This is a genomic window from Paenibacillus sp. V4I7, assembly GCF_030817275.1.
Lineage (GTDB): Bacteria > Bacillota > Bacilli > Paenibacillales > NBRC-103111 > Paenibacillus_E.
Genome location: NZ_JAUSZD010000002.1, coordinates 13,860 through 28,851, shown reverse-complemented (window position 1 = coordinate 28,851; position 14,992 = coordinate 13,860). Strand labels below are relative to the sequence as shown.

The 14,992-nt window shown below is 46.0% G+C and carries 15 protein-coding genes; 6 read left to right on the top strand and 9 right to left on the bottom strand.

The genetic code is table 11. The features are described from left to right. Window positions 1–242: 242 nt before the first annotated feature. Window positions 243–1,421 carry a glycosyltransferase family 4 protein gene (locus tag QFZ80_RS01445; RefSeq protein WP_307549503.1) on the bottom strand — a complete coding sequence of 393 codons (1,179 nt, stop codon included), beginning with the start codon at window positions 1,419–1,421 and terminating at the stop codon, window positions 243–245. Between the two features lie 197 nt (window positions 1,422–1,618). Here QFZ80_RS01445 and QFZ80_RS01440 point away from each other — a divergent pair, with 197 nt between their 5' ends. Both QFZ80_RS01440 and QFZ80_RS01435 read left to right on the top strand, forming a co-directional pair. Next, window positions 1,619–2,146: a phosphatase PAP2 family protein gene (locus QFZ80_RS01440; RefSeq protein ID WP_307556863.1), complete on the top strand. Its 528-nt coding sequence runs from the start codon at window positions 1,619–1,621 to the stop codon at window positions 2,144–2,146. 4 nt (window positions 2,147–2,150) lie between these two features. Next, window positions 2,151–3,281: an MGDG synthase family glycosyltransferase gene (locus tag QFZ80_RS01435; protein ID WP_307549505.1), complete on the top strand. Its 1,131-nt coding sequence runs from the start codon at window positions 2,151–2,153 to the stop codon at window positions 3,279–3,281. A gap of 70 nt (window positions 3,282–3,351) precedes the next feature. Here the strand turns inward: QFZ80_RS01435 and trmB are convergent, their stop codons facing one another. The 3 genes from trmB to QFZ80_RS01420 form a co-directional block, all read right to left on the bottom strand. Further along, window positions 3,352–4,083, bottom strand: a complete 732-nt coding sequence (gene trmB, locus QFZ80_RS01430) for a tRNA (guanosine(46)-N7)-methyltransferase TrmB (protein WP_307549507.1) — start codon at window positions 4,081–4,083, stop codon at window positions 3,352–3,354. Between the two features lie 75 nt (window positions 4,084–4,158). After that, window positions 4,159–4,359: a hypothetical protein gene (locus QFZ80_RS01425; RefSeq protein WP_373459990.1), complete on the bottom strand. Its 201-nt coding sequence runs from the start codon at window positions 4,357–4,359 to the stop codon at window positions 4,159–4,161. A gap of 134 nt (window positions 4,360–4,493) precedes the next feature. Continuing rightward, window positions 4,494–4,946, bottom strand: a complete 453-nt coding sequence (locus QFZ80_RS01420) for a WGxxGxxG family protein (protein WP_307549509.1) — start codon at window positions 4,944–4,946, stop codon at window positions 4,494–4,496. A gap of 149 nt (window positions 4,947–5,095) precedes the next feature. Here QFZ80_RS01420 and mnmL point away from each other — a divergent pair, with 149 nt between their 5' ends. The 4 genes from mnmL (at window position 5,096) to QFZ80_RS01400 (ending at window position 8,399) form a co-directional block, all read left to right on the top strand. After that, window positions 5,096–6,061 (top strand): tRNA modification radical SAM protein MnmL/YtqA, encoded by a 966-nt coding sequence (mnmL, locus tag QFZ80_RS01415; protein WP_307556861.1) that lies wholly within the window; start codon window positions 5,096–5,098, stop codon window positions 6,059–6,061. A 105-nt stretch (window positions 6,062–6,166) separates the two neighbouring features. Continuing rightward, window positions 6,167–6,748, top strand: a complete 582-nt coding sequence (locus QFZ80_RS01410; protein ID WP_307556859.1) for a c-type cytochrome — start codon at window positions 6,167–6,169, stop codon at window positions 6,746–6,748. A 31-nt stretch (window positions 6,749–6,779) separates the two neighbouring features. After that, window positions 6,780–7,358: a tRNA 5-(aminomethyl)-2-thiouridylate-methyltransferase MnmM gene (mnmM, locus tag QFZ80_RS01405; protein WP_307556856.1), complete on the top strand. Its 579-nt coding sequence runs from the start codon at window positions 6,780–6,782 to the stop codon at window positions 7,356–7,358. 75 nt (window positions 7,359–7,433) lie between these two features. Next, window positions 7,434–8,399 (top strand): type I phosphomannose isomerase catalytic subunit, encoded by a 966-nt coding sequence (locus QFZ80_RS01400; RefSeq protein WP_307549517.1) that lies wholly within the window; start codon window positions 7,434–7,436, stop codon window positions 8,397–8,399. A gap of 718 nt (window positions 8,400–9,117) precedes the next feature. On the opposite strand, the gene QFZ80_RS01395 is transcribed toward QFZ80_RS01400, so the two are convergent. The 5 genes from QFZ80_RS01395 to QFZ80_RS01375 form a co-directional block, all read right to left on the bottom strand. After that, complete coding sequence (locus QFZ80_RS01395; protein WP_307549519.1) at window positions 9,118–10,620, bottom strand: IMP dehydrogenase; 1,503 nt, start codon at window positions 10,618–10,620, stop codon at window positions 9,118–9,120. A gap of 157 nt (window positions 10,621–10,777) precedes the next feature. Further along, window positions 10,778–11,203: a pyridoxamine 5'-phosphate oxidase family protein gene (locus tag QFZ80_RS01390; RefSeq protein ID WP_307556854.1), complete on the bottom strand. Its 426-nt coding sequence runs from the start codon at window positions 11,201–11,203 to the stop codon at window positions 10,778–10,780. Window positions 11,204–11,341: 138 nt separating this feature from the next. Then, window positions 11,342–13,105: a B12-binding domain-containing radical SAM protein gene (locus QFZ80_RS01385; protein ID WP_307556852.1), complete on the bottom strand. Its 1,764-nt coding sequence runs from the start codon at window positions 13,103–13,105 to the stop codon at window positions 11,342–11,344. 91 nt (window positions 13,106–13,196) lie between these two features. Beyond that, window positions 13,197–13,421 (bottom strand): hypothetical protein, encoded by a 225-nt coding sequence (locus QFZ80_RS01380; RefSeq protein ID WP_307549526.1) that lies wholly within the window; start codon window positions 13,419–13,421, stop codon window positions 13,197–13,199. Between the two features lie 154 nt (window positions 13,422–13,575). Next, window positions 13,576–14,919, bottom strand: coding sequence for an FAD-dependent oxidoreductase (locus tag QFZ80_RS01375; RefSeq protein WP_307556850.1), 1,344 nt, complete (start codon window positions 14,917–14,919; stop codon window positions 13,576–13,578). Between the last annotated feature and the right edge of the window lie 73 nt (window positions 14,920–14,992).

Genomic DNA, 14,992 nt, shown 5'->3' with positions numbered 1-14,992 from the left:
ATTTGTCAAAGTTCACAATGACGTATATAAGCCATTTCTCTGAGATTTGAGCGGAACGCGCACAGTCTATGCAGCATGTGCTTGAAATCAGATCGTTAAAGTCCTGTTTTCAACGTTTTTCATTTTATTGTGTACCAAAAGTTCACCATTTAGACGAACACGATCAAGCCGCCCCCATGTGATACGGGGTTTATTATAATTCACCTAAGCTCTCCCTGACAACTTTTGCTTGGCTGCCCCTATTATTGAATCATACGTTTTGAATGTAAGTGGGACTGATTTACAGCTGTCCTATAGGCCACTTCCTCATAGCTGGCCAACAATTGGTTAAAGATGTGATCCCAAGATTGGCGCAGGGCAAACTCCCTACCCGCAATGGCAAGTCTGTGACGAGTCTCTTGTGATTCATACAATCTTATGATTGCTTGTGTGAAAGCAGCAACCTCGCCAGATGGACAGAGTAAACCCGTTACTTCATGCTCAATATTATCCTGTACCCCGCCAGCAGCAGCTCCAATCACCGTTGTCCCAGAAGCCATGGACTCCAGAACAACATTGCCGAAAGTCTCTGTAGCTGAAGGAAAAAGAAACACATCTGCAGCTGCATAAAGCTCAGCGAGCTGTGTCCCCTGAACGAATCCGGTAAAAGTAACTCCTGGAGCCCCTCCATAACATTCGCGCAACACTGCGGCAGACGGTCCGTCACCAGCAATAATTAGATGACTATCATCTCTGATCGCAGCAGGCAGTGCAGTAAAACTGTCTAGTGCGACCTCTACACTTTTCTCAGGGGCTAAACGCCCGACATAAAGCATAACGAACTTTGCAGGATCTACGCCATATGTCCCGAGTACTGACTTTCGGTCGACAATCGGCTGGAAACGTTCCGCATCGACACCGCGGCTCCAAATCTCTAAATGACTTAACCCTTTGGCTTGCAGATGCTGCAAGGTAGACATCGAAGGCACATACACCTTCTGACAGCTTTGGTGAAACCATTGCATGTATTTCCACAGCGTAGTCTCCACCCAAGGTATTTTATAATGACTCAAGTATTGGTCGAAGTGAGTATGGTAGGACGCAACTAATGGCGTTTTGTGTTTGCGAGCATGGTGCAAGCCAAAAAGTCCCAAATTGAAAGGGGTTGCACAATGAATGAGTGTAGGCTGAAAGGCATGGAGGGATTTGCGAACATTGAGAGGATTTGGGATAGCTAAGCGACATTCGGGGTACAATAAAAAGGGAATACTGTAAAAACGTTCTACACGGAACGGATCGTTGTCACCTTCTGTCATACTAGTAGGAGCAAACACTTTGCAAGCCACATCTTTGGATTCCAAAAACCGCGTCCATCTGCCAAGTGTCTTGGCAACTCCATTTACATCTGGCAGGAATGTATCTGTAAATAAGGCAACTCTCAACCTCATCAGCCCCTTTTTACTATTTACCTTCAATCCCCTTATTTCACATCATGCTAGCACAGGATTGTTTTCGGGAGATCAGATGAACGTTAAATTGAATTTCTTAAAATTTATTACTGCGTTAATCTTCCTTTAATAAATGTTCTTTACAATAAGACTTAAGAAAGTAACCCCAGCAGCGAAGGAGGCTACTACTCATGAGCAGGGTCGTACACTGGCTTCAGCATCATGAAACACGCATATTCCACTTTGTGAATCAACGTATCCAGCACTTCTTCCTTGATCATTTCTTTAATAAAATCACACATTTAGGCGGGGCCACAGCCTCCATTGCGATATCCTTATGCTTTGCATTGTTCGGTCAAGGCCCACTGCGTACAGCAGGCATTCAAGCTCTTCTTGCCTTAACCATCAGTCATATCCCAGTTGCTTTTATCAAAAAGAAATACCCAAGACTTAGACCTTACCTGGTACACCCTCAAACCATTACTTATAAAAACCCGCTGACGGATCATTCCTTTCCTTCCGGGCATACAACCGCTATCTTCTCAATCATTTTCCCTTTTGTTACAGCCGTGCCTATACTTGGACTTATTCTCATACCGCTCGCATTAATCGTTGGTCTATCACGTATCTACCTAGGGCTGCACTATCCTTCCGATTGTATCGTTGGATGTTTAATTGGAACGACGGCTTCTCTAGTGACAGTAGCTTTCTGGGGGTAAACGAATGGATGTCTTGCATGGTAAAAAACGGGTTCTCATTCTTTCTGAAGGCTTCGGAGCCGGACATACGCAAGCGGCTTATGCACTTGCCGTAAACTTAGAACAGCGTTGTTCTACAATCGAGACACGTGTATTAGAATTAGGCTCATTCCTGCACCCGACCTTAGCACCTTGGATCATCCATGCTTACAAAAAGACACTAACCTCTCAGCCCAAGCTGTACGGCCGATTGTACCGCTCTCAATACAAGAAATCGCTCAACCGCTTGACGCAATTAGCCTTACATCGCATTTTTTATGCACAGACAGCGGCGATTATCCAGCAGTGGGCTCCTCAAGCTATTGTCTGCACACACCCTTTTCCCAGTGTTGTCGTATCTAGACTGAAAAGAGCTGGATTAGACATCCCGCTATGTACGGTCATTACAGACTACGATGTCCATGGGACTTGGGTCAGTAGAGAAGTAAATAAATATATGGTTTCGACAGAAGACGTCAAAAATAAACTGCTGGGCCGCGGTATCACGGCAGCCCAAGTCGAAATCACAGGAATTCCCGTTCATCCAAGCTTTCGTGTTGCCCACGATAAAGCCCTGATTCGACAGCAATTCCAGCTGGCATCTCTGCCTACCGTACTAGTTATGGGAGGTGGCTGGGGATTAATCGGCGGCGATTCACTCAGTGAGCACTTGATAACATGGAGAGATCGAATCCAATTCATATTTTGCTTAGGCAATAATGAGAAAGCATTAGCAAAGCTGGCGATGGACGCCCGATATCAGCATCCCAATATCCATTTGCTTGGGTTTACCCAAGAAATCGGCAAGTTAATGGAAGCTTCCGATTTGCTTGTAACGAAGCCCGGGGGTATGACCTGCTCAGAAGGGCTTGCAAAGTCGATCCCCATGCTTTTTTATGATCCGATACCGGGTCAGGAAGAAGAGAATGTCCACTATTTTACACAGCTTGGCTTTGGCGAACCGATCCGATCTGCAGATACAATTGCGAACTGGTTATCGATGTTGGCTAGCAGGTATACGGATGTAGAGGCTAAGCGCGCTTCTAATTATCATAAAAAGAAGATGTATCTTCCCTCAACTGATTGTTCAGAGGTCATTATGCAATTGCTTGGGTGATTCAAGTAAAAAAAGCTAATCTCTTACCGCAGTTTATGCAGTAGAAGATTAGCTTTTTTTGTGTATAAACCTATTCCGATTTGGCTTTGTTCAACTGCTCCAGATGAGAAGCAAGCACTTTTTCGCCAATAACCACTTCACAGCGATGAATGTTCATACCTTGCCCGGCGAACTTCGTTTCGTATTCAGTCATAACATGGTTAGGATGAATCCCATCCACATGCAGGTTTAAGGAAATATTTCGCATTCTCAGTCCCATATCTGCAAAAGAATTGAGGGAGAATTCGAACAATGATTGCGAATCGGTTTTCAAGTGAATCTCGCCGTTCGCATTTAATATTTGCTGATATTTCTCAACAAAGCCCGGATGCGTTAAACGTCTACGAGCATGCTTTTTCTTCGGCCATGGATCACTGAAATTCAAATAAACCCGCTCTAATTCACCTTCAGCAAAAGCTTCCTCAATATGTTCGATATTGAAAAGCATTAGCTTCAAGTTCGGTATGCTTAGCGCAGACTCCGCCTCATCATCCGTCTTGATTTCATGAGCATTCTTTGCTTTCTCACTTGCTTTGCGAATCAATTCGTCATACATATCAACACCAATGAAATTAATGTTCGGATATTTCTTACTCATTTCACTAATGAAGCGCCCTTTGCCCATCCCAAGCTCGGCATGAATCGGGTTGTTGTTACCGAATAACTCGGCCCATTTGCCTTTATATTCCTTGGCATTTAAAACAACGAGTTCCTTTTGACGTTCTATATCTTCTCGAATTCCTTTTCTTCCCCGTAAACGCATCTACTTTTTGCCTCCTACACGTACAAGCTATCGAATACAAATCATAGACGATTCGAGGAAAAAAATCAAAGGGAATTACACTTCCAGGGCATGATAATCAATGGTATTCGATGTGGCTGGAAACAGTTTTTGATCCAAAGACCGCAGTATTTTTCGTCTTGCGTCCTTCGATATGCTCGGGTCTGCAGCGTATTTCACGCCACTGCTCAAAGCGAATGCTTCTTTAATGGTCAACTCGACGGATAACGTATCGATAGCTGGGGGCATCTTAACCAACTCATTCACCTGCTTTCCTTTTGTTTCATTAATGATAGCTTTCGTTATGATGATGTTCTTTATGAATGGCAGATCATTCTAACGACATAGAAAAACGCCCTCCAATTGGAGGGCGCATTCTAGATAGTATCTATTTACCTAATTTCATCTCTTCGTTTATCTCTTCCTCTAAGACCAACTAAGCCCAACAAACCTACCAGACCAAGCCATCCCCAGTCCATATCATCGTCTGCCCCAGTAGTCGCAGTGGCACGATAGGACGAAGTGTCATAATTATTGTTCATACCTGTAGTATTCATTCGGTCCATCATATTTGTGCCGTAACCATTGATTTGACCCATAACGTCGGTGCCAGTACCACCAGTAGTAGTACCTGTAGTACCTGTAGTTGTAGTACCTGTAGTACCAGTACCTACAGTAGCGTCATAATTACTTCCTGTATATCCCGATGTTGTCGTAGTTCCTGTCCCCGTTGTTCCAGTAGTTCCAGTAGTTCCTGTAGTTCCAGTAGCCAGTGCACCAGTTGCCCCAAAACTTAATGCCGTTGTCAAAGCTACCGCCAAAGTAATTGTACGAAACTTTTTCACTTGTTCAAATCCCCTTTCGGCATGTAATAGTTATGCAAAGTTAGCATGCTCCGTATCGCTCCTTTTTAACGGGGAACATCTTGGAAAGGCAGGGGTCGCTTTCATGCTTCAATTTCGCTACAATAGGTTGGAAAGAAAGGAGCAACCATATGTCTATAATTACTCAGGAGTCGCCTCAACTATGGGGGGACAAACGTTTCCATACATGGAATTATGAAATGCGTGAAGCTTTCGGCGGGAAGGTTTTTAAAGTCATGCTGGATGCAGGTTTTACTTGTCCCAATCGTGATGGCAATATTGCAACTGGCGGCTGCACATTTTGCAGCGCACGGGGATCAGGTGATTTTGCGGGAAGCCGCCGCGATGATCTGGTTACCCAATTTAATAAGATTCGTGATCTCCAACATCAGAAATGGCCGGATGCCCAATACATCGGCTACTTTCAGGCCTATACGAATACGTATGCACCCGTTGAGGAGCTGCGGGAATATTATGAAGTTATTTTAAAGCAGCCAGGCGTCGTTGGTTTATCCATTGCGACCAGACCGGATTGTTTACCAGATGATGTGATCGAATACTTGGCGGAGTTGAATGAACGAACCTACCTATGGGTCGAAATGGGTCTTCAAACCGTACACGAATCAACCTCTGAACTCATCAATCGTGCTCACGACACACAATGCTATTTGGATGCGGTTGCCAAGCTTCGAAAGCATAATATCCGTACCTGTGCACACATTATTTATGGATTACCTGGGGAGACCCACGAAATGATGCTGGACACCGGACGAGCCGTCGCTCAGATGGATGTTCAGGGCATTAAAATCCATTTACTTCATTTAATGCGTAAAACGCCTATGGTGAAACAATACGAAGCTGGCTTGCTTCAGTTCCTGGAAAAAGACGAGTATGTGAAGCTTATCGTAGATACGCTCGAATTTCTGCCACCGGAAATGATAGTCCATCGCCTTACTGGAGATGCGCCCCGCGATCTACTGATTGGCCCGATGTGGAGCCTTAAAAAGTGGGAAGTGCTGAATGCTTTTGATACCCTTTTAAAAGAAAGAAATACTTGGCAGGGTAAACTTTGGAAGGGTAAAGTCGACCAAGGATAAATCTAACGAAAACATAAACACATAAACATATAAACACATAAAACCAAAATAGATTATTATCCGTTTCCTTTATATAGGTAGAATGACTAAAGGAGATGGATAATCATGATGATGAAACGGGCTCAAGCAGCCATTGTTGGGATGATGCTAGTTGTCGCTGGATGTGGAAGTGAGCCGGCGACACCAGTGAGTACCGTGGCGCCGTCAACGTCACCGACGGCGGTAGTAAGTGCGTCGCCGGTTGCTGTAGCGACGGCAGCACCCGCAGCCGCTACGGTGCAGCCAGCGGCAAGCAGTACTCCGCAGCCGAGCGCAGCAGCGACAGCGAAGCCGACTGCTGCGGCCGCGACGCCAGCAGTGAAAGAAGCGGCTGCGGCTAAGCCGACGCCGACTGCAACGCCAGCGCCTGCAAGCGCGGCGCCATCCCCATCCGCAAAGCCTGCGGATGGCGGCACGAGTACCGCAGCGCAGGCGCAGGTGCTGTACAAGGACAACTGCATGTCCTGCCACGGGGCAGGGCTTGCAGGCGACTTCGGTCCGAACCTGACGAAGGTCGGTTCGCACAAAACCAAGGATGAGATCGCTGCGCAAATCCTCGGAGGTAAAGGCGATATGCCACCTTTCAAAAGCGCACTGAAATCCGAAGAAATCGAAGTGCTAGCCGCATGGCTAGCAGACAAAAAATAATCGTATAAGCAGCATGGAGGGCTTTCATCGCATGGGTTTTGTTTCGGTACTTAGTTTTGCTCATCAACTAATTAATCAGCGGGCTCAGCCGGGCGATACCGTCATCGACGGGACCCTTGGCAATGGCGTGGATGCTGTGTTCTTAGCGAAGCTGGTTGGCACCCGCGGCAGCGTTTATGGCTTCGATATCCAGCAGCAAGCGCTGGATCAAACAAAGATGCGTCTGGAGAAAGAACTTCCAGACGCATCTTCATGTGTACACATGAGCCTATGCAGCCATGCGCTCATGGAGGCGGCTGTGCCGCAGGACCGCCACGGCAAGGTCGCTGCGGTCACGTTCAATCTCGGCTACCTGCCCGGCGCCGATCCGGCAACGATTACGAAGCAGGAATCCACGATTCCTGCTCTCGAGGCTGCCCTCCGCCTTCTCCGCAAAGGCGGTATCGTGACCATCGTGCTCTATAGCGGGCACGATGGAGGCTCGGAAGAAGCTGCAGCCGTCGAAAGCTGGGCCCAGCGCCTTCCGCTCGCAGCCTTTCAGGTGCTGCGTTACCAATTCATGAATACCAGCCCGCATGCTCCCTATCTCCTAGCTCTAGAAAAAAGATAGACGCATGATATAATGCTAGAGAGTGCAATAGCATTCTTTTGTAGGAGAAATTAGAGAAGAAAGTAGGGATAGCTTGTGAAATCATACCCGCTTCAATTTCAACCTGAAATGAAAGAACGTGTCTGGGGTGGAAGAGCCCTAGAAAAGTTTGGTTTTCAGCTTCCAGAAGGCGCCATTGGCGAAGGCTGGATGATTGGCGATCACCCGAATGGAACGACGAAGGTTATTAATGGCGAATTAGCAGGCCTTGGTCTAGACGAAATTCGCGAGAATTACGGCAAAACATTATTCGGCACCAAAGGATTTTCCGAGAAAAACGGCCGTTTCCCACTACTCATCAAGTTATTGGATTGCGAAGACGACCTTTCCGTACAAGTACATCCGAACGATCATTACAAGAATTTGGCTGCCGGCGAGCTCGGCAAAACAGAGATGTGGTACATCCTTGATGCCAAGCCCGGCGCCAAAATTATATATGGCATGCAAGAAGGCGTTACACGTGAAAGCTTAGCTCAAGCCATAGCAGAGAACCGCATTTTGGACTGCTTGCAGGAAGTGCCTGTTGAAGCCGGTGATTCCTTCTACATCCCAGCAGGAACGGTCCATGCCCTTGGTGCTGGCGTTCTAGTTGCCGAGATTCAGCAAAATTCCGATACGACCTATCGTTTGTACGATTATAATCGTCCTGGATTGGATGGTAAACCACGTGATCTTCATATAGAAGATTCTCTCAACGTTATCGCGTATGAAGGCTCCGGTTCCACTCGGATGAAAACAGATTTGAATGAAGCCGGTACTTGGTTAACGCTTGCCGAGTCCCCTTTCTTCACCGTAGAAAAAGGCCTAGTAGGACCGAAATGGGAGCTAAGCACTTCTCCTGAAAGCTTCGTCATCCTCGTTATTGCAGACGGGAACGGAACCCTCCAGTGGGCAGATGGCAGCATCTCCACGAAGCCAGGCGACTGCTTCCTGCTTCCTGCCAATCTTGGCAGCTATGCACTAGAAGGCAGCATGACGGTTATTCGCAGCTACTTGCCTTAATTGTAATTATTGCGATAATCACTATTGCTCATAAGCAATGCACTTTTGAGTTTGATTTTGAGTTTGCCTTTTTTACCTTTACCTACTTTTACTTTTACTTTTACTTTTACTTTTACTTTTACTTTTACTTTTACTTTTACTTTTTACTTTTACTTTTACTTTGACTTTGCTCTGACTCTGCTTTGCTTTTGCTTTGACTTTAACTTTGCTTTGACTCTGACTCCGCTTTAACTTTGCCCCTCCCTTGCCCTTGCCCTCGCCCCTTTAGCTCCAATTGTTGTAAAAAATACAACAATTGGAGCTAAATATTTACTTGTGAGTAGGGAGTGTTGTAAAAAGTACAACAATTCCTCTTAAATATGTTGATTTCCAAGGAAATCAGTCGAAACTGTTGTACAAAATGCAACTTTACTGCGATTTTATCGGTTTAGGACGGGATAATGTTGTAAAATGTACAACTCAGAATTCGAAATAAATACTAAGTCTCTTTCAGTAAGTTGAGTTACTATGAATTATCTCTCAGTAAAGTTGAGCTATAGTGAAGTTTTTCTTAGCTCAGTTAAGTCACAATAGTCTCGCATAGCAAAGATAAGTTAATTAAGCATTTCTTAGCAAAGCTGAAAACCATGCTCGAAATGAAAATAAGCCTCCAAAACCACTTTCACCGTGGTTTTGGAGGCTTATTTCATTTAGAAGCACTGTCTAGTTCTATTCCCAGCTAAGATTCTTCCGATAAGCTGCTTTCTTTTAAAATAACGTCGTGCGCTCCGCCTTCAACAAGGCTGGTTGCGGAAACGAGCGCAATTCTCGCTTTGCTTTTCAGCTCGTCCAAGCTTAATGATCCACAGTTGCACATCGTGGACTTTATTTTACCAAGCGTCTTGTCCAGGTTCTCCTGAAGGCCTCCAGCATATGGAACATACGAATCGACGCCTTCCTCAAACAAGAGCTTGTTTTTGCCACCCGTATCATAACGCTGCCAGTTGCGGGCACGATTGGAGCCTTCTCCCCAGTATTCTTTCACGAAGTTGTTGCCAACTTTCAGCTTTCTGGTCGGGCTCTCATCGAAACGCGCGAAATATCGACCCAACATAACAAAATCAGCACCCATGGCTAAGGCTAATGTAATATGGTAGTCATGTACGATACCACCATCGGAACAGATTGGAATGTAGGTACCTGTTTCTTTGAAGTATTGATCTCTGGCTTCAACAACTTCCATGATGGAAGAGGCTTGTCCGCGACCAATCCCTTTTTGCTCCCGAGTGATACAGATAGACCCGCCACCGATGCCGACTTTAATGAAATCCGCTCCTGATTCCACCAGATAAAGGAACCCTTCACGGTCTACAACGTTACCTGCACCGATCTTCACATTGAAATTCTCTTTCACATACTGAACCGTTTCCCGCTGCCATTCACTGTAACCATCTGAAGAATCGATGACTAGAATGTCTACTCCCGCTTCAACAAGCGCAGGCACTCTCTCTTTGTAATCCTTCGTATTAATCCCCGCACCAACAATATAGCTTTTGTTAGCGTCCAACAGCTCCATCGGATTTTCTTTATGCTCATCATAATCCTTACGGAAAACGAGGGTATCGAGTTTCTGATGCTCATCCACAATCGGTAAACAATTCAGCTTGTGATCCCAAATTAAATTGTTTGCTTCCGATAAAGTAATTCCTGATTTGCCGTAAATCAATTTATCGAAAGGCGTCATAAAATGCTGGATTTGGCGATCCAGAGGGTCACGACTTGTCCGGTAATCACGCCCCGTTACAATACCAAGCAATTTGCCATTCGCTGTACCATCGTCGGTAATGGCAACCGTAGAATGACCTGTTTCTTCTTTCAACGCCAATACATCACTTAGTGTATGCTGGGGAGTTAAGTTGGAACGGCTAACTACAAATCCTGCCTTGTACCCTTTTACTTTACGCACCATCAAAGCTTCTTCTTCAATGGATTGCGAGCCAAAAATAAACGAAATCCCGCCACTCCGCGCCAAAGCAATCGCCATTCCATGATCGGATACGGCCTGCATGACAGCAGATGAAAACGGGATATTGAGCGAGATCGCAGGCTCCTCGCCTTTATTGAATTTAACTAACGGTGTCTTAAGCTTCACATTCGCCGGTGTACATTCCTTCGTTGTAAGATTAGGAATCAACAAAAACTCACTAAACGTACGGGATGGTTCTAAGTAATACGTAGCCACTTTACGATTTCCTCCTAATATAGGGATCTTTGAGCGTAGCTCAAAGTCTCTCATTTGATCCATAGGTAAATTTTTTCAATCTTATCACTTAACCTTACCTGTGGTCAATGGGTTTTTCAGGGAAATCCTTTTATGGGATGTAAAAAGGTTTATGAAGCTATTTCGTCCAAACCTGAGGTTCGGAATTTCCATTCATATATTCGATATAGGTAGGTGTAATTTCGAGCACCACGTAGTTCGGATCATGTGGTCCATTGAACCATTGCTTCATGGAGTCGTTCCATAACTTCTCACGAAGCGCATTATTTGCAGTAATAGTAGCCGTTGCTTGGATCTGCAAAATTTCGGAGGAAGTCTTGCCGTCATAGCCTACCAGAATGTGTACATGGGGATTGTCCTTTAGCTCGTCTACTTTATCCGTCTTTTTGTTCGCCGCAAGGTTAATGGTCAATCCATCATGGAACAAGGCCATGTAACGCACTTTGGGCTTGCCGTTGTCTACTGTAGCAAAAGAGCAGACCTGGTTAGCATGCAGTACCTTCACGATCTGTTCTTCCAGCTGCTTATTCTTGGTTTCAATCATGAGTTGCTCTCCTCTCAAGTATCATTTGGTAGGTGTTTCAACTACCATAGATTACCCTTAAAAGGCCCGATTAAATCATATTGTCTGGGCCAATATAAAAAGCCCCACTCCCAATTCGCATGGGGAGCGAGGCTTCGATTATACGGCTGCCACTTGCTGCAGCGGCATGGTGTAGTAGCTAGCCGGCTGCTGCGCATCCGGCGGGAAGTGCACAACAAGCAGCTCTTTGCTGCTTTCGTCGATCTCTCCGCTCTGCAGATACGTCTGCAAAGCGAAAGGGAGCACCTCAAGCATCGCGTGCTTGTGGAGATCTTTTTCATTGATGCGGAGGCTCCGGAAGTCCCCGCTGACGAGCTCAGGCTGCTCAGCCAGGAGCCTCAGGTACGCGTTCTGCTCGGACTTCTCCAAGGTGAAGTCCCACCAGATTTTACGCGGCTTATATTTATGGCCCAGGAAATAATCCAACTTCATCAAGCCTTCAATGACGTGCATGTTTTTCGTTTCACGATGTATCAGGAAGTCGCGCAAACGGGTAAACAGATCCTCGAGCTGATGCCCAATTTTCTGCCAACCACGGCCTTCCCAGAAATCGCCGAACTCTTGAAAGAAATCAAACGCAGAGGCGAATTCTTTGGCGATTAAATATTTGACCGTATGATCCATACGGTGCGCGTTCCAATATTTCTCCAACACATCCTCCACCCGTTTGATGCGAATCAAATCAGTGAACGGCAGAATGTCATTGCCGAGAATCTCATATGGCGCATGATCCATGTAGATGTAGCCGTATTTATGCGCGTCATTGCGCATACCTGTACCGCGCAGCATTTTCAGGAATCCGAGCTGCAGCTCTTCCGGACCTAGTTCAAAGACATCGTTAAACGTTTTGCGGAACGAGTTATAATCCTCTTCTGGCAAGCCGGCAATAAGATCGAGATGCTGATCGATTTTCAAGCTATTTTTCACCTTAGATACGGTACGACTCAGCTTGAAGAAGTTCTGCCTGCGCTGCACCAAATCATTCGTTGTGTCATTCGTAGATTGAACCCCGATCTCGAAGCGGAATGTACCCGGAGGGGCATTCTCTGCTAGGTAATCGAGTACCTCTGGACGCATGATATCCGCAGTAATCTCAAATTGGAACACGGTGCCGCGATGGTTCGCAATGAGGAATTCAAAGATCTCCATCGCATAATCACGCTTAATATTAAATGTCCGATCCACGAACTTGATTAGCTTCGCGCCGGAGTCGATTAAGTACAGCAGGTCTGACTTGGTACGTTCCATATCAAAATACCGCACACCGACCTCAATACTCGACAAGCAGAATTGGCAAGAGAAGGGGCAGCCACGGCTCGTCTCAAAATACACAACACGATTAGCCAGACTCGGCACATCTTCTGCAAAACGGTGCGGTGACGGGATATCATCCAGCTTCAGCTTAGGTCTGCCCGGCATGAGTACGATTTCCTCACCTTTGCGATAAGCCAGTCCATAAACAAAATGATATTTGCGAGTCGTTGAAATTTCCGTCAGCAGTTGGTGAAAGGTCTCTTCCCCTTCGCCCATCACAATGAAATCGACCTCAGGAATGCGATTCATCCAGTACTCGGTATCATAGGAGACTTCAGGGCCGCCAAGCATGATCAGGAGATCTGGCCGAATCTTTTTGATCATTTTAATAATTGTTATCGTTTCTTCAATGTTCCAAATATAACAAGAAAAACCCAATACATCCGGGGCCTTTTGGTAAATGTCCGAAACGACGTTCATGACGGGGTCTTTAATCGTATATTCTGTAATTTCAACGTCAAAATCCTTCTCGCAGAACGCTTTCAGATAGCGTAAAGCCAAGGAGGTATGAATGAATTTAGCATTAAGTGTGGATACAAGTACTTTCATTATCAAAAAACCTCGTTCTGTTCTCGTTTATCGTACAATCTAATTCTACACGAAAACCGAGGAAATACAAAGGTAAGCCCTCCCAAAGAAGCTAAAGAACCATATCGTCATCCAACTGAGGATTCTCATAAGGGAACTGCAAATAGGAGGCTTCCTGAATCGCATTTTTCCAGCGTTCGGCATGGGAATACAGCTGATCTTCGACTTCTTGCATTCTTTGTTGCAATTCACCGGTATTTTCAGCGGGGCCACTGTACAAAGCCTTTTGCAGGGTGGTGCGCTCTTCGAACCATTGCGTTAACTGATATAAAAGCATAAGGAATTCCCACCTTTTCTCATACTTAGTGTTGCAGCATGTAAGTAGAAGTGTTCCCTTATTTGGAGGTGGGCATACAGATGTTGGCTTTTAAGCGCCCTTTCCGCCCCTATTCGGCGGGGAGGCTACTGGGCTTTCGCTGAGAAGCATTTTGCTACTTCAACACTGCTCCATCTCGTACAAGGACAGCTTGAAGCTCCGCAATATCAATTTTCGCAGGTTGAATTCCATGCTTAACTGCAAGTCCTGCTGCTGATCCGGCTGCTTGCCCTGTTGCCATACAGCTTGGAGTGAGACGCGTTGTCGCGAGTGCTTCGTGCGTCGTTGAGATACAGCGCCCTGCGGTCAGCAGGTTCTCGATTTTTTGCGGCAGCAGGCAGCGGTATGGGATGTCGTAAGCTCCGTCACCTTCGACCCAAGCAGCGGTCACACCTTTGCCGGATGGATCGTGAATGTCGATCGGGTAACCGCTGCGTGCGATAACATCTTCAAAATGGCGTCCTTGCACGACATCGGCAACCTGCAGCGCATACTGGCCATCAATACGGCGCGTTTCGCGGATACCGATTTGAGCGCCTACCGATGAAATCGAGGCTTTTTCAAAGCCTGGAAGATTATTTTTCATGAACTCTGCTACCATCAGCACCTGCTTACGACCTAGCTCCTCGGCCTCCGTCAAATCTTCTACATCGGTACCATCAAGCCCTTGTACACGCGTAGTGTTGACCAGTACTTCGTCGGCTTCAGGACCTGTGAAGAAGAGCACTTGATCTCGATTAATCGGCAGGTTCGCTTCCTTCCAGTGCTTGTAATAACCCAAAACACCAGACAAAGGCAGATCAGCAAGCTCATCAATCGGTGTCTTTTTATAAAATTCATCTGGATTGTCAATCATGTACTGTTTGACAACGGCCAAATCCACACCGCGCATCCGGAACTTCATCGTCATTGGTTGTGTGAGTTTATCTCCGTCACGCCCCTGCAAGCAAGGCGCCCCAGATAAATAAGCAAGATCCGCATCTCCTGTTGTATCGATAAATACTTTGCCCTTCACATCAATTCTACCCGACTTGGACGTTAGTTGTACGGACTGGATTCGGTTGTCCACGGTCTCTACATGATCAACAAAGCTATGGAATAGCAGCTTAACACCCGCTTCTTTCAACATATCAACAGCAAGCACTTTATAAATCTCAGGGTGGTATGGCGTAATTGTATTCACAAAGCCTACGGTGTCCCGAAGATGGCCGGGGGATGCATTCATTGCCATGAGGCGGTCGATAATCTCTTGCGCAAGTCCTTTAATGACTTGCTTGCCATCAGTAGTATGAAAGGTCATCCATGGATAAACAAGCGCAGCGGTTGACATCCCGCCAATAAAACCGTATTTCTCTATTAAAACCGTCTTGGCCCCACTTCGTCCTGCCGCAATGGCCGCGTTCACACCAGCTGGACCACCCCCTACAACGACGATATCTGCTTCTATGATTTTGTTCATCTGTACTCGCTCCCTTTTTTTATGTTATCTTACTTACTTGCTTTCTTCTTAGTGTAGTTTAAATTTAACCTTC